Below are 15,994 nucleotides of genomic sequence, written 5' to 3'. Positions count from 1 at the left end.
GTGGCGGTACCCGTAGGGCGGTACCCGTAGGGCGCGGTCGAACACTCCCCGTAGGGGTCGGGCGCGCCCCCTGCGGGGCCACAACATCGTGGGACGCGGCGATGTTCCCGTTACGGGTCCCGTCCCCTTACGGGTCCCGTAACGGGACGGGACCCGCCAAGGGCAGCCGTCACCGGTCCCGCTGGGGGCTCCCGTAACGCGTCCCGCCGGAGGCTCCCGTTACGGCCGCAGGGCCCGCAGCAGCAGACCGGCCAGGTGGTCGGCGACCTGCTGGGGGTTCAGCGGCCCGCCCTCGCGGTACCAGGTGCCCAAGTGGTGCACCGAGCCGAAGTGGTAATCGACGATCAGGTCGGCGGGGACCTCCGTGGTGAACACCCCGGTGCGCTGGCCCTCCTCGATCAGGGCCCGGAACCGCTCGTGGTAGCGCCGCCGTTCGGCCCGTACCTGCTTGTCCTTCTCCGGGCTCAGATGGTGCATCGAGCGGAAGAAGATCTTGGTGTCGTCGAGGTTCTCGATGGTGGTGACCACCACGTCGGCGGCGGCGTCCCGCAGCCGCTGCGCCACCGGTGCGTCGGCGTCCGCGAAGCGGTCCAGCCGCTCCTGTTGGAGCCGCAGCACCCGGCCGTAGACCTCGTGGAGCAGGTCCTCCTTGGAACCGAAGTAGTGGTAGAGGGCGCCCTTGGTGACGCCCGCCGCGTCCACGATCTCCTGGACCGAGGTGCGGTCGTAGCCCTGCTCCGCGAAGAGCCTGGTGGCGGTGGCCAGCAGCCGCTGCGCGACGGGCTTCGCCGTGCCGTTGCCGTTGCTGGTGCCGTCCTTGATGCCGGCCATCGCCCTCACCCGTTCCTTTGGTCCTTACGTGCGTCCGTCATGCGCGCTGGCGGAGCTCTCGTCGGAGGATCTTGCCACTCGTGGTCTTGGGAAGCTCCGGCAGGATCTCCACCATGCGGGGGTATTTGTACGCCGCGAGCCGTTCCTTGCAGTAGGCGGCCAGTTCGTCGGGGGCGGGCGAGGCGCCCGGACGCAGACTGACGTACGCCTTGACCGTCTCCCCGCGGTAGGGGTCGGGCACTCCGACGACGGCCGCCTCGCGCACCGCGGGATGGGTGTAGAGGACGTCCTCGACCTCGCGGGGCCACACCTTGAACCCGGCCGCGTTGATCATGTCCTTCTTGCGGTCGACGACGTACAACCAGCCGTCCCGGTCCATGAACCCGATGTCGCCGGTGCGCAGTTCGCCCTCCGGCATGGTCTCGGCGGTGGCGTCCGGGCGGCGCCAGTAACCGGGCACGACCTGGGGGCCACGGACCGCGATCTCGCCCTGCTCGCCGAACGGCAGGTCACGGCCGGCCTCGTCGATGATCCGCACGACGGTGTCCGGGCCCGGGACGCCCACCGCGAGGGTGCCGGAGACCTTGTCGACCGGTGCCACCCTCCCGGGCGGGACGGTGGCGCAGGGCGCGGTGCACTCGGTCAGCCCGTAGCCGTTGTGCACGTAGGGGCCGAAATCGGTACGGAACTTCTCGACCAGGGCCGGCGGCAGCGGCGCGCCGCCCGAGCTCATGGTGTGGAAAGAGGCGAAGTGCCCGGGGGTGACGTCCGGGTGGGCCATCAGCGCCATGTAGGCGGTGGACGGGCCGACCGTGAAGGCCGGCCGGTGCTCCAGGAAGGCGTCCAGGACGGTGCCGGCCTCGAAGCGGTAGGCCAGCGCCAGGGTGCCGGTGCTGGCGAGGCAGGCGGCCAGTTCGCAGACCATGCCGGTGATGTGGAAGAGCGGGGCGAGCGCGAAGTAGGTGGCGCCCTCGGGGAGTCCGAGGCCGGTGCGCTGCCGTTCCGCGTTGTAGCTGATGTTGCCGTGGGTGTTGGTGGCGCCCTTGGGAGTGCCGCTGGTGCCGGAGGTGTAGCTGATGAGCGCGATCCCGGCGACGTCCGGCTCCGGAGCGGCGGGCGCCGGTCCACCCGTGCGGGCGGCGGTGAGCAGGTCGTCCGCGCCGTCCTGGGGGCCGGTCGGTGCGTCGCGCAGCACCCGGGGGTCGTGGCGGGTCTGGAGGCCGCGTTCGTCGGCGGTCAGCGCGATGCGGACCGCGGGCGCCTCGGCGGCGGTGGCGCGCAGGAAGGCCGCCCAGGTGCGGTCCGCGCACAGGACGGCGGTGACCTCGGCGTCGTCCAGGATGTGTCGGGTCTCCGCCGCCTTGTACATCGGGTTGACCGGGACGACCACGCCGCCGGCCTTCCATACGGCGAGCAACGCGAGCACGAAGTGCGGGGTGTTCTGCAGCATGACCACGGCCCGGTCGCCGGGTCGGAAGCCGCGGCCCGCGAGGTGCCCGGCGAGGCCGTCGGAGAGCGCGTCGACCTCGGCGTAGGAGATCCGGCCGTCGAAGTAGGCGAGCGCGGTGCGGTCGGGGGCGCGGCGGACCGCGGCGCGGAAGGCGTGCAGCGGGGAGGGCGGTGGCTGGACGGGGGCGCGTTGGACGTCGGTGAGCTGGGCCAGCCACGGCTTGTCCTGGTAGGTGGTCACCGGGCTTCCCCCTCACGTGCCTCCAGCTTCTGCTGGAGGTGGTTCATCCCGGACAACCAGCGGTCCGGTTCGGTGGCCCGGGCGGTGTAGTAGTCGGCCACGTCCGGGTGCGGCAGGACCAGGAAGCGGCCCTCGTCCATGGCGGCGAAGAGCGCGTCGGCGACGGCGTCCGGTTCGATGGCGGTCGGGGTCAGGACGAGGTCGCCGGCGGTCCCGGTGGCGGCCAGCATGTCGGTCCGTACGCCCTGCGGGCAGATGGCGTGCACCTCGATGCCGCGGTGGCGGTAGGTCAGCGACAGCCACTCGGCGAAGGCGTACGCGCCGTGTTTGGTGACGCTGTAGGGGGCCGCGGCGACCATGGTGAGCAGGCCCGCGGCGGACACCGTGGAAACGAACCGGCCGCTACCGCGCGCCGACCATTCCGGCACCAGCTCGCGCGCCGCCCGCACGTGGGCCATCACGTTGACGTCCCAGGCCAGCGCCCAGTCGTCTTCGGGCGCTTCGGGTCCGCCGCCGGTCCCGACACCCGCATTGGCGCAGAAAACGTCGATGGCGCCGCCGAGCGCCTCGCGGGCCGGGCCGACGATGCCGGAGGCGTCGCCGGGGACCGCGACCGCCCCGATCTCCTCCGCGGTCTTGCGGGCCTTGGCCTCGTCCAGGTCGTTGACCACGACCCGGGCGCCCTCGGCGGCGAACCGGCGGGCCAGTGCGGCGCCGATCCCCCCGCCCGCTCCGGTTACGACAACGGCCTTGTCCCGTACGACTGCCACGCTGTGTCTCCCTCGGTCGTCGCCCTGACTCCACCGGCTCGCCAGCTCACCGGCGTACCGGCGTACCGGCGTACCGGCAGGGGCAGACTAACCAGTCGGTATGTCTCGATGGAAGTCTCCGTTTTCCGCCACGCCGCGGCACCACGGCCCAGCGTCCCGACCCCAGCGTCCCGATCCGGCGTCACGATCCGGCGTCACGGCCCGGCACATTCCCCACCGCCCCGCGGAGCATTAGCGTGCCCACGACACACATCGGGTCGACCACCGCTCACGGAGGTGTGCGCATGGCTCTGTCGAGACGTGTTCTGCTGGGGCATCTGGCGGCGACCGGGGCGGCCGCGACGGCGGTCACCACGGGCCCGGGCGGCTCGGCCCAGGCCGCGGTTCGGCGCGCAGCGCCGTCATCTGAGGGTGGAGGCCGGGTGACGGGAGGGCGGGTACACACCGGCTTCGACCACCTGGCCGCCGACGGCTACCGCCTCCTGGACGGCCACCGGATCGGCATCGTCACCAACCCCACCGGCGTCACCCACGACGTCCGGCACATCGTGGACGTGATGCACGCCGACCGCCGCGTCCGCCTCACCGCCGTCTTCGGGCCCGAACACGGCTTCCGCGGCACCGCCCAGGCCGGCGGCTCCGAAGGCCGCTACGACGACCCGGCCACCGGCCTCCCCGTCTACGACACCTACGACAAGAGCGGCCGCGAACTCGCCGACATCTTCACCGCCTCCGGTGTGGACACCGTCGTCTTCGACATCCAGGACGTCGGCGCGCGCTTCTACACCTACATCTGGACGCTCTACGACTGCATGGTCGCGGCCGCCCTGGCGGGCAAACGGTTCGTCGTCCTGGACCGCCCCAACCCGGTGACCGGCCGGACCGCGACCGGCCCCGTCCTCGACCGCCGCTACGCGTCCTTCGTCGGCCGCGAGCCGATCGCCCAGACGCACGGCATGACGGTGGTGGAACTGGCCCTGCTCTTCAACGGCGAGTTCGTCCCCGCGGCGGCCGGGCGCCCCGTGGCGCTGGAAACCGTCACGATGACCGGCTGGCACCGCACCGACTTCTTCGACGCGACCGGACTGCCCTGGGTACCGCCCAGCCCCAACATGCCCACCGCCGACACCGCCCTGGCCTACGCCGGCACCTGCCTCTTCGAGGGCACCAACCTCTCCGAGGGCCGCGGCACCACCCGCCCCTTCGAACTCCTCGGCGCGGACGGCCTCGACCGCCGCTGGGCCGAGGCCGCCACCGAACTGGCCCTGCCCGGCGTCCACTTCCGCGAGGCGTACTTCGCCCCCACCTTCTCCAAATTCCAGGGCAAGACCATCGGCGGCCTCCAACTCCACGTCCACGACCGCACCACGTTCGACCCGGTACGCACCGGCATCGCCCTCCTGGTCACCGCCCGCCGCCGCTACCCCGGCTTCACCTGGCTGACTGCCCACTTCGACCACCTGGCCGGCACGGACACCGTCCGGAAGATGATCGACGCGGGGGCGGGGGTGGAGGAAATCGTCGGAGCTTGGAGGGCCGGACTGAGGGACTTTCGGGCGGTGCGGGGGCGGTATCTGCGGTATCGGTAGGGCACCCGCGACCCACGGCCCGCGGCCCACGCCCACGCCCACGCCGACGCCGGACCGGACACGCCCCGTCTCACCATCCGAGACCCGCCACCCCCGCCATTGACTGCCCCCTACACCGACCAAGAGAGTGCGGCTCGTGCACAGTGACGCGACATCAGCGAAGACGGCGGCGGTTCCGGACGGGGAGGCGGCCGGTGGGGAGAGCCTGCGGCGGGTGGCCGTGGCCTCGTTCATCGGGACCGCCATTGAGTTCTACGACTTCTACATCTACGGCACCGCGGCAGCCCTGGTGCTCAACCAGGCGTTCTTTCCGACGCTCGACCCGGTCAACGCGACCCTCGCGTCGTTCTCCACCTACGCGGTGGCGTTCGCCGCCCGGCCGCTGGGTTCGGTGGTGTTCGGGCACTTCGGTGACCGGGTCGGGCGGAAGTCCGTGCTGGTCGCGTCGCTGTTGCTGATGGGACTGTCCACGGCGCTGGTCGGATTGCTGCCCGGTTACGGGACGTTGGGGATCTGGGCGCCGCTGTTGCTGATCCTGCTGCGGTTCCTCCAGGGCATCGGGTTGGGCGGCGAGTGGGGCGGGGCGGCGCTGCTGGCCGTCGAGCACGCACCGCGCGGGCGGCGGGGGTTGTACGCCGCGTTCCCGCAACTCGGGCCGTCCGTAGGGTTCTTCGCGGCGACCGGGGTGTTCTGGCTGCTGTCGGAGGGGATGAGCGACGCGGCCTTCCGGTCCTGGGGCTGGCGGGTGCCGTTCCTGCTGTCGTTCCTCCTGGTCGGGGTGGGACTGTTCGTCCGGCTGAAGATCAGCGAGACGCCGGTCTTCGCGAAGGTGCGGGATGCCCAGGAGGCCAGCAAGGTGCCGGCCGTGGACGTCTTCCGGCGGCATCCGCGGGAGTTGTTGCTGGGCGCCGGCGGGATGGTCATCGCGTACGGGCTGTTCTACACCGCCACGACCTACTGCCTGTCCTACGCCACCGGCACCCTGGGCATCCCCCGTACCACCATGCTCGGCCTCTCGCTGGTCGCCTGCCTGTTCCTGGCGGCGGGCACCTGGCTGGCCGCCACCCGTTCCGACGCCATCGGACGCCGGAAGCTGGTCCTGGGCGGCTCCGGGCTCGCGGTGGTGTGGGGACTGGCCCTCTTCCCCCTGTTGGACACCCGGCAGCCGGTGCTGATCGCCCTGGGCATCGGCGGCGCGCTGTTCTGCATGGGCGTGGTCTACGGCCCGATGGGCGCGTACCTGCCGGAGCTGTTCGGGACCACGGTCCGCTACTCGGGCGCCTCGCTCGCCTACAACCTGGGCGGAGTGCTGGGCGGGGCGGTCGCGCCGCTGGTCGCCACCCGGCTCCAGGCGGCGTTCGGCTCGGCGTCGGTGGGCTGGTACGTGAGCGCGATGGCGCTGATGTCGCTGGCGTGCGTGCTGGCGCTGCCGGAGACCCGGGAGCGTGAACTCCTGGGCTGAGCGACCCCGTGGGGACGTTCAGGGCCGGAGCCACCACCGCTCGCTCTCCCAGGAGAGCGCCTCCCAGAGGCGGTTGAGCGGGTGCTCCGGCCCGTAGGAGGCCCGTTCGCCGCGCCGGGTGAAGACGCCGACCAGGACCTCCGTCCGGGGGCCGACGTCCCCGGTGACCTCCAGGGTGCGCAGGCCCTCGGCCTCCGGGAGGTGGCCGTCCGACACCGCCTCCCCCAGGCCCCGGGTGACCAGCATCGCGCCGCTGACCACGCCCGAGCGGAGCAGCTCGAAGCCGTAGTGCGCGGCCTCTATCTCGGCGGCGACGGTCAGCTTCTGGCGGTAGTCGCTGCCGTACCAGGCGGTCAGGAAGCGGTCGATCAGCCCGCCGGTGGAGACCACCAGTGGCAGCCGCGGTAGGTCGCCGGCGCGGAACGAGCCGCCGGGCAGTCGCTCCGGCGGCAGGTTCGTCAGCAGCGACAGTCCGCTGCGCCGCCACTCCATCACCTCGTACGGGGCGAGTTGGGCGGCCTCCTCGCCCTCGGTGACCACGACGCTGCCGCAGACCAGATCCAGTTCCTGGGAGCGGAGCTTGGTGAACAGGTCGCCGGTGCGGACGTGGGTGATCTTCAGGTCGACGCCCTCGCGGTCGAAGTCCCCGCTGACGTATTCCACAGCGTCCAGGAGGAATCCGAGGGTGTAGCGGGTGGTGCCGACGGAGAGCGTGCGGCCGAGCCGGCGGCGGGCGTCGTGCACGCCGTCGGACCACTCGCCGAGGGTGCGCCGGGCGAGTTCGACCAGGGCCTCACCGGTGGCGGTGAACAGCGCGTCGCGGCCGCGGCCCTGTTTGAGGACCAACTCCTCGCCGCACAGCGCCGCAAAGGTGCGGTTCATGGTGTCGAGTTGCTTCTGCACGCTGGACTGCTCACGGCCCAGCCGGCGGGCCGCCGCCAGTGCGGTGCCCGACTCGTACACCGTGATCAGCGTGCGCAGTTGGTCCATCGTGGTGTCGAGCAGCGCCGTCGGGTACGGCTGCGGACTCGGGTTCTGCTGCGGACTCGGGTTCTGCTGCGGACCTGACACGGCCATGCGCCCCTACTCGCTTTCCCTTCCCCCAAATTCAGGAATGTGCAGCATAGCCGCCCGGGAAAACTCATCCGGAGACCACCGGGGATTATCTGTGGATTTCTTCCGGAAAATGCTGGATGCGTTTGCGGTACCCGCGGAATGGTCTAGTCAATCCCGGACCGCACAACCACGTTCCCCTCAAGGGGAGTTACGTTCGAGAGCCATTCCCAGGCCGACCTCCGACGGCCCGGTACCCTCAACGCCACCATGGCCTGCGCGAGCGCGTCCGCCTGCTGGTCTTCGGCCTGCACGCCCGGGAGGCGACCGTGCGGTCCCGGCTGATGATCACCGTTTCCGCGGTGCTGGCGGTGCCGGTGCACGCCCTCATCTGGCTCGACTTCGAGCCGACTTCGGTCACCGCGACGGCGCTGGCCGCACTCGGGGCCGCGGTGGCGGCGGTGGTGCTCGCCTGGCTGCCGCCCCATGGTCGCTATGCCGCGCAGTTGGGGAACGGTAAGCGGAACGCAGCAGTAGCGCAGCCGGCCGGGGCGGTTTCCGGGTAACGGCGAAAAACGGAAGGGAAATACAACAGGGCCCCGGGGTGTGCGCACCCCGGGGCCCGTGCCGTTCCCGCCGCTACCTATGGGCGGGGAATTCCACCACCTGCTGGTAGGTGGGGCGGTTCTGCCAGCTCATCTTGTCGTGGGTCAGACCGCCCACCGCGCGGTGGATGATCGAGTCCGCGCACCACTGGTCGCCGGCCTTGCAGTTGTCGTCGCCCGGGTAAACCTGGGCGGCGGTTTTCGCGTTGGCCTGCCGGAGGGTGGCCAACAGGGTGTCCGGGCAGGCGGAGAGGTCACCGTTGCCGCAGTAGCGGACGGCGAGCGGCCCCTGGACCCGGTCGCCGAGCACCGCGCGCAGGTCCTTGTCGACGTAGCTCCACCAGCCGTACTGGAAGGCCGATCCGGCGTGCGCCCCGGTGGGGCCGTGACCGGCCGAAGGCGACTCGTCGATGGCGAGGTTGGCGCCCAGCGCGTCGTAGAGGTCCGTGCCGAGACCGGGCCGGAAGACGTCCTTGACCATCAGCGGCCACCAGGCGTCCATCAGCCGGACCGCGTCGGAGTGGGCGTAGCTGTGCGAGCCGGCAGTGGTCTCGCGGCGCTGCGCACCGTCCTTCCGCCAGGCGTCCAGCCGCTGGATCGCGGTCCGCAGCGCGGGGTCGGTGACCGGCTTGCTGTCCAGGACCCGCAGCAGGTCGGGCAGGACGTCCTCGCCGCGCAGGTCGGTGAGGGCGGCGTCGGCCATCGCCCGGGTCAGGGACGCGCGAGTGACCCCGCCGTCCCTGGTCAGGGCGCGCACCCGGTCGTCGAGCAGGTTGGCGCGGTGCACCGAGCCGTTGCCGAAGCCGGCCGAGTCGTACTCCTTGGCCTGCTTGTTGTTCCAGGAGACGTAGTAGTCCTGGTCGACGGATTGCGGGTGTTGGGCGGGCGGGGTGTAGTCGGTGGTGTTGGTGGTGGGGTCGAAGCCCTTCCACTCGTAGGCGGGGTCGGCCTTGATGGGCAGCGCCGGGTCGACGTTCGGGTTGCGGACCGGGTTGAGGCCGCTGTTGTAGTACGCGATGTCGCGGGAGTCGGCGTAGAACCAGTTGAAGGCGTAGCCGATGTGCTGGGCGGCCTCCTGGAAGCTCTTGGCGTCGTGGACGTACGTCGGGTCGTTGAGCATCTGGAAGCCGATGATGGAGTCGGCCTCGTGGCGGTAGGTGGAGCGCAGCGCGGTGTAGGCGACGGGCTTGCCGCCGACCGTGGCGCGGTGGGTGACGATGCCGTACTTGGTGCGGAAGACCTGCATCCGGTACGAGCCGGCCGCGGTGGGGTCGGCGATGGTGGGCTTCCAGGAGGTGGTGCGCTCCAGCTTCTCCATCGGGAGGCACCGGCCGTGGTAGCGGTAGGAGGTGGAGTCCTTGGTGGGCTGGGAACCGTCCGCGTTGCACAGGTCGACGGCGTAGGTGTCGGTGATGTCCTGGCCGGCGGAGGTGGCGCTCCAGGCGTAGTCCTGGCCGCGGCCGAGCTGGACGTACATCCCGACGCCGGCGAACGAGGCGCCGCGGGCGCTGATGCCGGGCCCCTGGATCTCCTGGAGCATCAGCAGCTGGGGCGCGAAGTAGCCGGTCTGCGGGCCGAAGACGGCGACCGGGTGGCCGCTGGCGGTGTGCTTGCCGGAGACCAGCAGGGCGTTGGACATCCCGCGGTGCTGGGTCGGGTCGAAGCTCCCCTTGGGCAGTACGCCGTCCTTGAAGAGGCCCTCCAGCTTCCGGTACTTCTCGGGGGCCTTGACCGGATCCCTCGGCGGGGTGGCGCTCTTGGAGGCGGCGGCGCCGGTGCGGTCGAAGACCAGCGGTTCGGGGGTGACCGAGCCGCGGTCGGGCAGCGCGGTGCCCTGGGCCTTGGCGGGCTTGACGGCGTAGGGGAAGCTCTGGCCGTCGTGCAGGGTCTTGGCCGCCTCGGGGTCGTTCCGCTCGCGGAAGGACTCCCAGACCTTGGTGCCCTTCTCCACGCCGTACTTCTGCTGGGCGGAGAGCAGGGCGAGCGCCGAGGGGACCTCTCCGCCGCCGCCGTTGCCGAAGAGGCCGCCGACGACAGAGGCCAGGGCTATCAGGTCGGTCAGCTTGAACGGCTGGATCTCACCGGCGTTGGTGATCGCGTTGATGTGGCCGGTGACGACGTACTCGCCGGGGAAGTAGCGGCCCTCCTTGGACTGTTCGCGGTAGGCGTTGATGCCGTCCACGTACGCCTGGGCGTCCTCCATGGCCTGCTTGCCGCGTGCGCCGTTGTTGTTGCGGATGGCGTCGACCTGCGCCTGGAGGTCGGCCTCGGTGTACGGGGCCGAGGGCCAGAACTGCTGCTCCAGCCCCTGGTTGGCGGGGGCGCCGCCGGCGAACGAGGTCAGCTCGCCGCGCCCGATGTGCCGGAACAGGTCCATCAGCCACAGCCGGTCCTGGCCCGCGGCGTATCCGGCGCCGTACTCGGTGCCGTAGCGGGTGGTGCCCTTGATGTGCGGCACGCCGGTCTTCTTGTCGCGGGTGATGGTGACGTCCGAACGCGGCGCGCTGACCGAGCCGACCTGCCCCTGGGGGACGCCGAAGGAGGCGTCGTTGAAGAAGTCGGTGAGGGTGTCGTCGGTGAGCGAACGGTAGCCGCCGGCCAGCGCGTTGTACGGGGCGATCTGGTCGGTGGAGTGCGGCGGGTGGGTGCCGAACAGCTTGTTGCCGAGGATCTGCATCAGGGTGGCGTTGCCCGTCGCGCCCGGCGGCAGGATGTCCGCGCACTGACCCTGGCAGTAGTCGTCGGAGTCGTGCGGTGCGGCTGCGGCCGCGGTGGGGGGCGGTGCCAAGAACGTGGCACCCAAGGCGAACAGGGCTGCCGCTGCGGCGGCCCTGAGCCTTCCGGTACGTCGCTGCATTCCTGCTCCTCGAAAGGGGTCCCCCGGCCCTGCAAGGATTGGGGGATGGCGCGCCGGACGTTACCCTCGGTTACCCGTTGCTGGAAGATGAACACCAGTCACCTTTTCGAATTCCCCACAGCGGGCAGGTGTTACGGCCGGACACCCCGGCACATCGCCACCCAAAACCGCAAAAGAATTCGATGGATCCAGGTGGCGGCCGGCTACGTCCATTCCCTGTCCAGTCGGGATCCTCCTCGGAGGTGGAAGCACCATGGCCGGTTTCAGAGCCCTCGCACAACAGGTCCGCAACCCACGACTCGTCACCGTTCGGCGGCGTACCGCCCTACGCAAGTGCCTGGAGCGCTTCGCCCCTTACGGGCACCGCGCGACCTGGCACCATCTGTGCACCCGGGCCGGGTTCGCCATCCAGGACCGTGACCCGGATCCGGCGCGGCTGGTGGCCGCACTCGCCGAGCTGGAAGAGGCGCGCGCCCTCTGGCTCGCCTACGAGGAGGAGTTCGCCGCCCGGCGCCGCCGCGAGAAGCACGACGGCATCCGCCAGCCCAGCGCCCTCGACGACTGGCACCGCCGCACCTGGGGCGGCTACGACATCGTGCCCTGCGCCTCCCCGCAGCGGCACCCGGCGGCCCGCCTCTCCGAGGTGCTGCGCCGCATGATCGCGGCGATGGAGGCGGGATGCCCGCGCCGCGACTGCCCGGTCTGCGGCGGCACCCGTTTCGTGTGGGTCCCCGGACCGGACGACTGCCCGGCGACCGGACCCGCCTGCCGGGACTGCGGGGTCCTCGCCCCGGCCTCCGTACTGGCCCCGGAGGCGCTGCACACCGCGGCCGGGCTGCACGGCGCGGCGGCCTTCGCGGCGGCCTGACCCCCGCGCTCCGCACCGCACCGTCCACCCCGCGCACGGGCATTGTCAGACCCTCCTGCCATCATCGAAGACATGCTTCAGATGCTTCAGGTGTGTCTCAACGGCGCCCGCACGGCCGCCGATTCGGGTGTCGTGGCGCTCTCGCCGGCCGCGCTCGCGGACGCGGCGCGGCGGGCGGTCGCGGCCGGCGCCCAGGACGTCCACGTCCACCCCAAGACCCCGTGCGGTGAGGATTCCCTCTCGCCGCGCGTGGTCGGCCCGGTCCTAGAAGTGATACGGGAGGCGGTGGACGTGCCGGTGGGCGTGACGACCGGCGCCTGGGCCGAGCCGGACCCCGGGCGCCGGGCGGAGCGGATCGCGTCCTGGACGGTGCTCCCCGACCACGCCTCGGTCAACTGGCACGAGTCCGGCGCCGATACGGTCGCCGAGGCGCTGTTGGCGCGCGGCGTCGGCGTCGAGGCAGGCATCTGGGCCGGGACGGCGGCGGCCGCCCGCTTCGCCGCCTCACCGCTGGCGCCGCGGGTACTGCGGGTGCTGGCCGAGGTCATCGACGACACCGACCCGGTCACCGCGCCCGCCACCGCCCGGGCCCTGCTCGCCGAGTTGGCCCACATACCGCACGGCCGCCCGGTGCTGCTGCACGGCTACGACGGTGGCGCCTGGCCGGTGCTACGGCTGGCCGGGGAACTGGGCCTGGCCAGCCGGATCGGCATCGAGGACACCCTCACCCTGCCCGACGGTGCGCCGGCCGCCGACAACGCCCATCTGATCTCCTGCGCGCTGGAGTTGACGGGCGGCCTCCCCGGGGCGTGAGCGGGGCGCTGCGCTGCGCTGAGCCTCGTCGTACGTTGTTGGCTTTCCCGCCGTGGCGGTTGCTGCTTTTGCGCCTGCGGCGCGGGCCGCTGCGCGGGGCCTCGCCGTACGTGGTTGGCTTCCTCGTCGTTGCGCGGGGCCGCTGCGCGGGGCCTCGCCGTACGTGGTTGGCGTTCTCGCCGTTGCGCCTGCGGCGGGCGGGGCCGCTGCGCGGGCTGGTCGGCCGCGGTGCCGGGTCTGCGGGGTGGGGGTTAGGCCGGACTGCTGCGCTTTACGTCCGGCCTACCCCCACCCCGCAGACCCGTCCCCTCCCGTTGAAGGGTGGGAAAACGAGTGAGTGGGGTCTCCGTGAGCGGGCTAGTGCGGACCGTGGTGTGGCCGGACCGGCACCGGCTGGTGGTCCAGTGACGGCTGAGGAACGACCCGAAGGGGACCGCTCACCTCGGGTCCCACCCACCTGTCTTTCCCACCCACCAACGGGAGGGGACGGGCCGGAGGGGGTGGTGTGCAGGACGTAAAGCGCAGCAGTCCTGCACACCACCCCCGCAGGCCCGGCACCGGCACCCAACAGCCCCGCGCAGCGGACCCGCCCGCCGCAGGCGAAACGGAGCCGCACCCGGCAACGTACGACGAGGCTCAGGGAACGACACCGCCCCGCGCAGCGGACCCACGCCGCAGGCGCAAAAACAGCAACTCCCATGGCGGGAAAGCCAACAACGTGGGAAGCCCAGCAAAGCGCAGCGAACCGGTTAGCCCCCGCTCAGCTGCGACGCGCTCGGGACCTGGTTCGTCACCTCGGCGCCGTTCTTCTTACCGACGTCCTTGACGTTGTTGATGACGTTCTGGAACTGGTCGACGTCGGCGGTGCCGGCCTCGCCCTTGCGGAGTTTGGTGCCGAGGTTCTTCAGCGAGTCGATGCCGCTGTTGAGCGGGGCCAGTGCCTTGGAGAGGGTCGGGTCGCCCTGGGCGTTGCGCACCGCGGCCTTGAGCCGGTTGTAGGTGAAGACCCCGGCCAGGCCCGCCTTGACCAGTGCGGTCTTGCGGTGGTTGGCGCCCTGCTTGAATGCCCCGGCCCGGTACGGCTTGATGATCCACTGGTAGGTGGCGCCGGCCGCCAGCCCGGCGTTGGCCACGAAGCGGGTCTTGGCGAACTTCTCCTTCTCCACCGAGCTGCTGGGGCTGGGCGAGCCGCTGGCTGCGCCCGCGTTGCCCTCGTTCTTCTTCGAGCCGCCGCAGGCGACGGCGCCCAGGGTCAGCGTGCAGGCCAGTGGCAACGCGACGACGGTCCTGCGCAGGGCGGCGCGGTTGCGGACGGGGGACTGCGGAACGGTCACGGAGCGCCTCCGGCGGGCTCGGATCGGCTGGGGAGCATCGTCCGCAGCCTGTCCCGCCCGCCGGAGGGCCGCCACTCGGAAACGGCCGTATGGGGGTGGCCCGTTACCCGGGCCGGTGCGCGGCGCCCGGGTCGGCGGTCACCGGCAGCAGTCCGGCGCCAGCCCGGTCGGCAGCCGCTCGCCGCCGAAGACCGAGGTGGTGGCCTCGTCACCGCCCAGTGCGGCCACCGCCAGCAGCACCGAACCGGCCGTCCAGGAGGTCAGTTCCTGTGGCCAGATCGCCTGGTCCTCGAAGACGTAGCCGGTCCAGTACATGCCGTTCTCGGCGCGCAGGTGCTGGATCCACTTGAGGATCGTCACGGCCCGGTCGGACTCGCCCATCGCCCACAGCGCCAGCGCCAGTTCCGCGCTCTCGCCGCCGGTGACCCAGGGGTTGGGCACCACGCAGCGCACGCCGAGGCCGGGGACGACGAAGCGGTCCCAGTCCGCGTCGATCCGCGCCCGGGCCGCCGCGCCGCGCACCGCACCGCCCAGGACCGGGTAGTACCAGTCCATGGAGTAGCGGGACTTGTCCAGGAACCGCTCGGGGTGGTGGCGTATCGCGTGGCCGAGCCGGCCGAGGGCCAGTTCCCAGTCGGGCTGCGGCTCCTCGCGCTGTTCGGCCAGGGCCAGGGCGCAGCGCAGCGCCTGGTAGACGGAGGACGAGCCGGTCAGCAGCGCATCGCGGACGGGCGTGCCGTCGTCCTCGCGCTTCCAGCCGATCTCACCGCCGGGCTGCTGGAGTTCAAGGACGTACCCGATCGCCGCGTGCACCGCCGGCCACATCCGGTCCAGGAAGGTCTCGTCCCCGGTGGACAGGTAGTGGTGCCACGCCCCGACCGCGAGGTACGCGCAGAAGTTGGTCTCCCGGCCGCGGTCGGTGGGGGCGTGCGGGTCGCCGTCGGCGTAGGCGGCGTACCAGGAGCCGTCCGGGTTCTGGTGCCGGACCAGCCAGTCGTAGGCGGCCTCGGCGCGCTCGTGTTCGCCGGCCGCGTCCAGCGCCATGGCGGCCTCGGTGTGGTCCCACGGGTCGAGGTGGTGGCCGCGGAACCACGGGATGGCGCCGTCCGTGCGCTGGGTCGCCCGGATGCCGGCGACCGTGTCGGCGGCCTGTTCGGCGGTGAGCACTCCCGGCAGGACGAGCCGTTCGGTACGCCCGGGACTCGTCACTTGGCGGCCCCGCGGGCGGCGGCCGGCTTGGTCGCGGACCGGGTGCGCTTGGCGGCGAGCCGGGCGGGCTCGGCGGCGGCGGGCTCGGCGGCGGCCGGTTCCGCGGCCCCGGTGCCCGTCTCGCCCGCCGGCTCGGGCAGGTGCGGCTTGGTGGCGTAGGCGACGAAGCTCTTGCCGATGAGCGGGTTGAGGGCCTGCTCGGCGAGGCGGGTGGCCAGCGGCTTCTTCATGATGTCCCAGACCAGCAGCTTGTGGTACGCCTTCACCGGCAGTGCCTGGTCGTTGTCCACGCCGAAGGCGCACTTCAGCCACCAGTACGGGCTGTGCAGCCCGTGGGCGTGGTGGGTGCCGTAGGGCGTAAGGCCGGCTTCCCGCATCTTGTCGAGGAGTTCGTCGCCGCGGTAGATGCGGATGTGGCCACCCTCGACCTCGTGGTAGGCGTCGCTCAGTGCCCAGCAGACCTTCTCGGGGCCGTAGCGCGGCACGGTGACCGCGATCCGGCCGCCGGGGCGCAGCACCCGCACCATCTCGGCGAGCACGCCCTTGTCGTCCGGGATGTGCTCCATCACCTCGGAGATGATCACGACGTCGAAGCTCTCGTCGGGGAACGGCAGCGCGAGGGCGTCCCCCTCCATCGCGGTGGCGGAGGCGCCCGCCGGGGCCTCGCCGGCCTCCTTCATCGCGGCGAACCACTTGGCGACCTCGCGGATCTCCTCGCCGTTCCGGTCCAGGGCGACGACCTGCGCACCGCGCCGGTAACACTCGAACGCGTGCCGACCGGCGCCGCAGCCCAGGTCGAGTACGCGGTCGCCGGGGGCGAGCGGGAAACGGGAAAAGTCGACGGTCAGCACGGCGTTTACGCTTTCGTCCGGCGGTCAGGGGCGGGGTGAAGTGCGGCGTGGGCTGCGGGAGG

General features: G+C 71.8%; 13 protein-coding genes. 5 read left to right on the top strand and 8 right to left on the bottom strand.

Going from position 1 to position 15,994, the window contains the following annotated elements:
- Nucleotides 1–219: 219 nt before the first annotated feature.
- Genes ACO0M4_RS26510 through ACO0M4_RS26500 form a run of 3 tightly spaced genes read right to left on the bottom strand, consistent with a single transcriptional unit; the run spans nucleotide 220 to nucleotide 3,291 of the window.
- Nucleotides 220–831 carry a TetR/AcrR family transcriptional regulator gene (locus tag ACO0M4_RS26510; protein WP_430373411.1) on the bottom strand — a complete coding sequence of 204 codons (612 nt, stop codon included), beginning with the start codon at nucleotides 829–831 and terminating at the stop codon, nucleotides 220–222.
- A gap of 37 nt (nucleotides 832–868) precedes the next feature.
- Nucleotides 869–2,521: a class I adenylate-forming enzyme family protein gene (locus tag ACO0M4_RS26505; RefSeq protein WP_430373410.1), complete on the bottom strand. Its 1,653-nt coding sequence runs from the start codon at nucleotides 2,519–2,521 to the stop codon at nucleotides 869–871.
- Nucleotides 2,518–3,291: an SDR family oxidoreductase gene (locus ACO0M4_RS26500; RefSeq protein WP_430373409.1), complete on the bottom strand. Its 774-nt coding sequence runs from the start codon at nucleotides 3,289–3,291 to the stop codon at nucleotides 2,518–2,520. The genes ACO0M4_RS26505 and ACO0M4_RS26500 overlap by 4 nt, the downstream gene beginning before the upstream one ends.
- Nucleotides 3,292–3,575: 284 nt before the next feature.
- Between ACO0M4_RS26500 and ACO0M4_RS26495 the strand changes: the two genes are divergently transcribed.
- Nucleotides 3,576–4,880 (top strand): exo-beta-N-acetylmuramidase NamZ family protein, encoded by a 1,305-nt coding sequence (locus ACO0M4_RS26495; RefSeq protein ID WP_430373408.1) that lies wholly within the window; start codon nucleotides 3,576–3,578, stop codon nucleotides 4,878–4,880.
- 136 nt (nucleotides 4,881–5,016) lie between these two features.
- On the top strand, nucleotides 5,017–6,342 hold the full coding sequence (locus ACO0M4_RS26490; RefSeq protein ID WP_430373407.1) for an MFS transporter: 1,326 nt from the start codon (nucleotides 5,017–5,019) through the stop codon (nucleotides 6,340–6,342).
- A gap of 18 nt (nucleotides 6,343–6,360) precedes the next feature.
- Here ACO0M4_RS26490 and ACO0M4_RS26485 read toward each other — a convergent pair whose 3' ends face one another.
- On the bottom strand, nucleotides 6,361–7,419 hold the full coding sequence (locus tag ACO0M4_RS26485; RefSeq protein ID WP_430373406.1) for a LysR family transcriptional regulator: 1,059 nt from the start codon (nucleotides 7,417–7,419) through the stop codon (nucleotides 6,361–6,363).
- Nucleotides 7,420–7,724: 305 nt separating this feature from the next.
- Between ACO0M4_RS26485 and ACO0M4_RS26480 the strand changes: the two genes are divergently transcribed.
- Complete coding sequence (locus ACO0M4_RS26480) at nucleotides 7,725–7,961, top strand: hypothetical protein (protein ID WP_430373405.1); 237 nt, start codon at nucleotides 7,725–7,727, stop codon at nucleotides 7,959–7,961.
- A 73-nt stretch (nucleotides 7,962–8,034) separates the two neighbouring features.
- Here the strand turns inward: ACO0M4_RS26480 and ACO0M4_RS26475 are convergent, their stop codons facing one another.
- Nucleotides 8,035–10,857, bottom strand: a complete 2,823-nt coding sequence (locus tag ACO0M4_RS26475; protein ID WP_430373404.1) for a penicillin acylase family protein — start codon at nucleotides 10,855–10,857, stop codon at nucleotides 8,035–8,037.
- Between the two features lie 253 nt (nucleotides 10,858–11,110).
- Between ACO0M4_RS26475 and ACO0M4_RS26470 the strand changes: the two genes are divergently transcribed.
- Complete coding sequence (locus ACO0M4_RS26470; protein ID WP_430373403.1) at nucleotides 11,111–11,725, top strand: hypothetical protein; 615 nt, start codon at nucleotides 11,111–11,113, stop codon at nucleotides 11,723–11,725.
- Between the two features lie 81 nt (nucleotides 11,726–11,806).
- Nucleotides 11,807–12,538, top strand: coding sequence for a 3-keto-5-aminohexanoate cleavage protein (locus ACO0M4_RS26465; RefSeq protein WP_430373945.1), 732 nt, complete (start codon nucleotides 11,807–11,809; stop codon nucleotides 12,536–12,538).
- Nucleotides 12,539–13,287: 749 nt separating this feature from the next.
- Here ACO0M4_RS26465 and ACO0M4_RS26460 read toward each other — a convergent pair.
- From ACO0M4_RS26460 to ACO0M4_RS26450, 3 genes are all read right to left on the bottom strand, one after another.
- Nucleotides 13,288–13,872 (bottom strand): hypothetical protein, encoded by a 585-nt coding sequence (locus ACO0M4_RS26460; RefSeq protein WP_430373402.1) that lies wholly within the window; start codon nucleotides 13,870–13,872, stop codon nucleotides 13,288–13,290.
- A gap of 138 nt (nucleotides 13,873–14,010) precedes the next feature.
- Nucleotides 14,011–15,081, bottom strand: a complete 1,071-nt coding sequence (locus ACO0M4_RS26455) for a prenyltransferase (RefSeq protein WP_430373401.1) — start codon at nucleotides 15,079–15,081, stop codon at nucleotides 14,011–14,013.
- A complete protein-coding gene (locus ACO0M4_RS26450) occupies nucleotides 15,078–15,932 on the bottom strand; it encodes a class I SAM-dependent methyltransferase (protein ID WP_430373400.1) in 855 nt (284 codons plus the stop codon). Before ACO0M4_RS26450 ends, ACO0M4_RS26455 begins: the two co-directional genes overlap by 4 nt.
- Nucleotides 15,933–15,994 lie beyond the last annotated feature (62 nt).

The organism is Streptomyces sp. RGM 3693, from assembly GCF_050471125.1.
GTDB lineage: Bacteria > Actinomycetota > Actinomycetes > Streptomycetales > Streptomycetaceae > Streptomyces.
The sequence above is the reverse complement of the archived record's forward strand: the minus strand, read 5'-3'. Positions and strand labels throughout refer to the sequence as shown.

Coding starts and splice junctions, on each gene's coding strand:
- ACO0M4_RS26510 (WP_430373411.1), bottom strand. CDS start 831: ATGGCCGGCATCAAGGACGGCACCAGCAACGGCAACGGCACGGCGAAG.
- ACO0M4_RS26495 (WP_430373408.1), top strand. CDS start 3,576: ATGGCTCTGTCGAGACGTGTTCTGCTGGGGCATCTGGCGGCGACCGGG.
- ACO0M4_RS26485 (WP_430373406.1), bottom strand. CDS start 7,419: ATGGCCGTGTCAGGTCCGCAGCAGAACCCGAGTCCGCAGCAGAACCCG.
- ACO0M4_RS26475 (WP_430373404.1), bottom strand. CDS start 10,857: ATGCAGCGACGTACCGGAAGGCTCAGGGCCGCCGCAGCGGCAGCCCTG.
- ACO0M4_RS26470 (WP_430373403.1), top strand. CDS start 11,111: ATGGCCGGTTTCAGAGCCCTCGCACAACAGGTCCGCAACCCACGACTC.
- ACO0M4_RS26465 (WP_430373945.1), top strand. CDS start 11,807: ATGCTTCAGGTGTGTCTCAACGGCGCCCGCACGGCCGCCGATTCGGGT.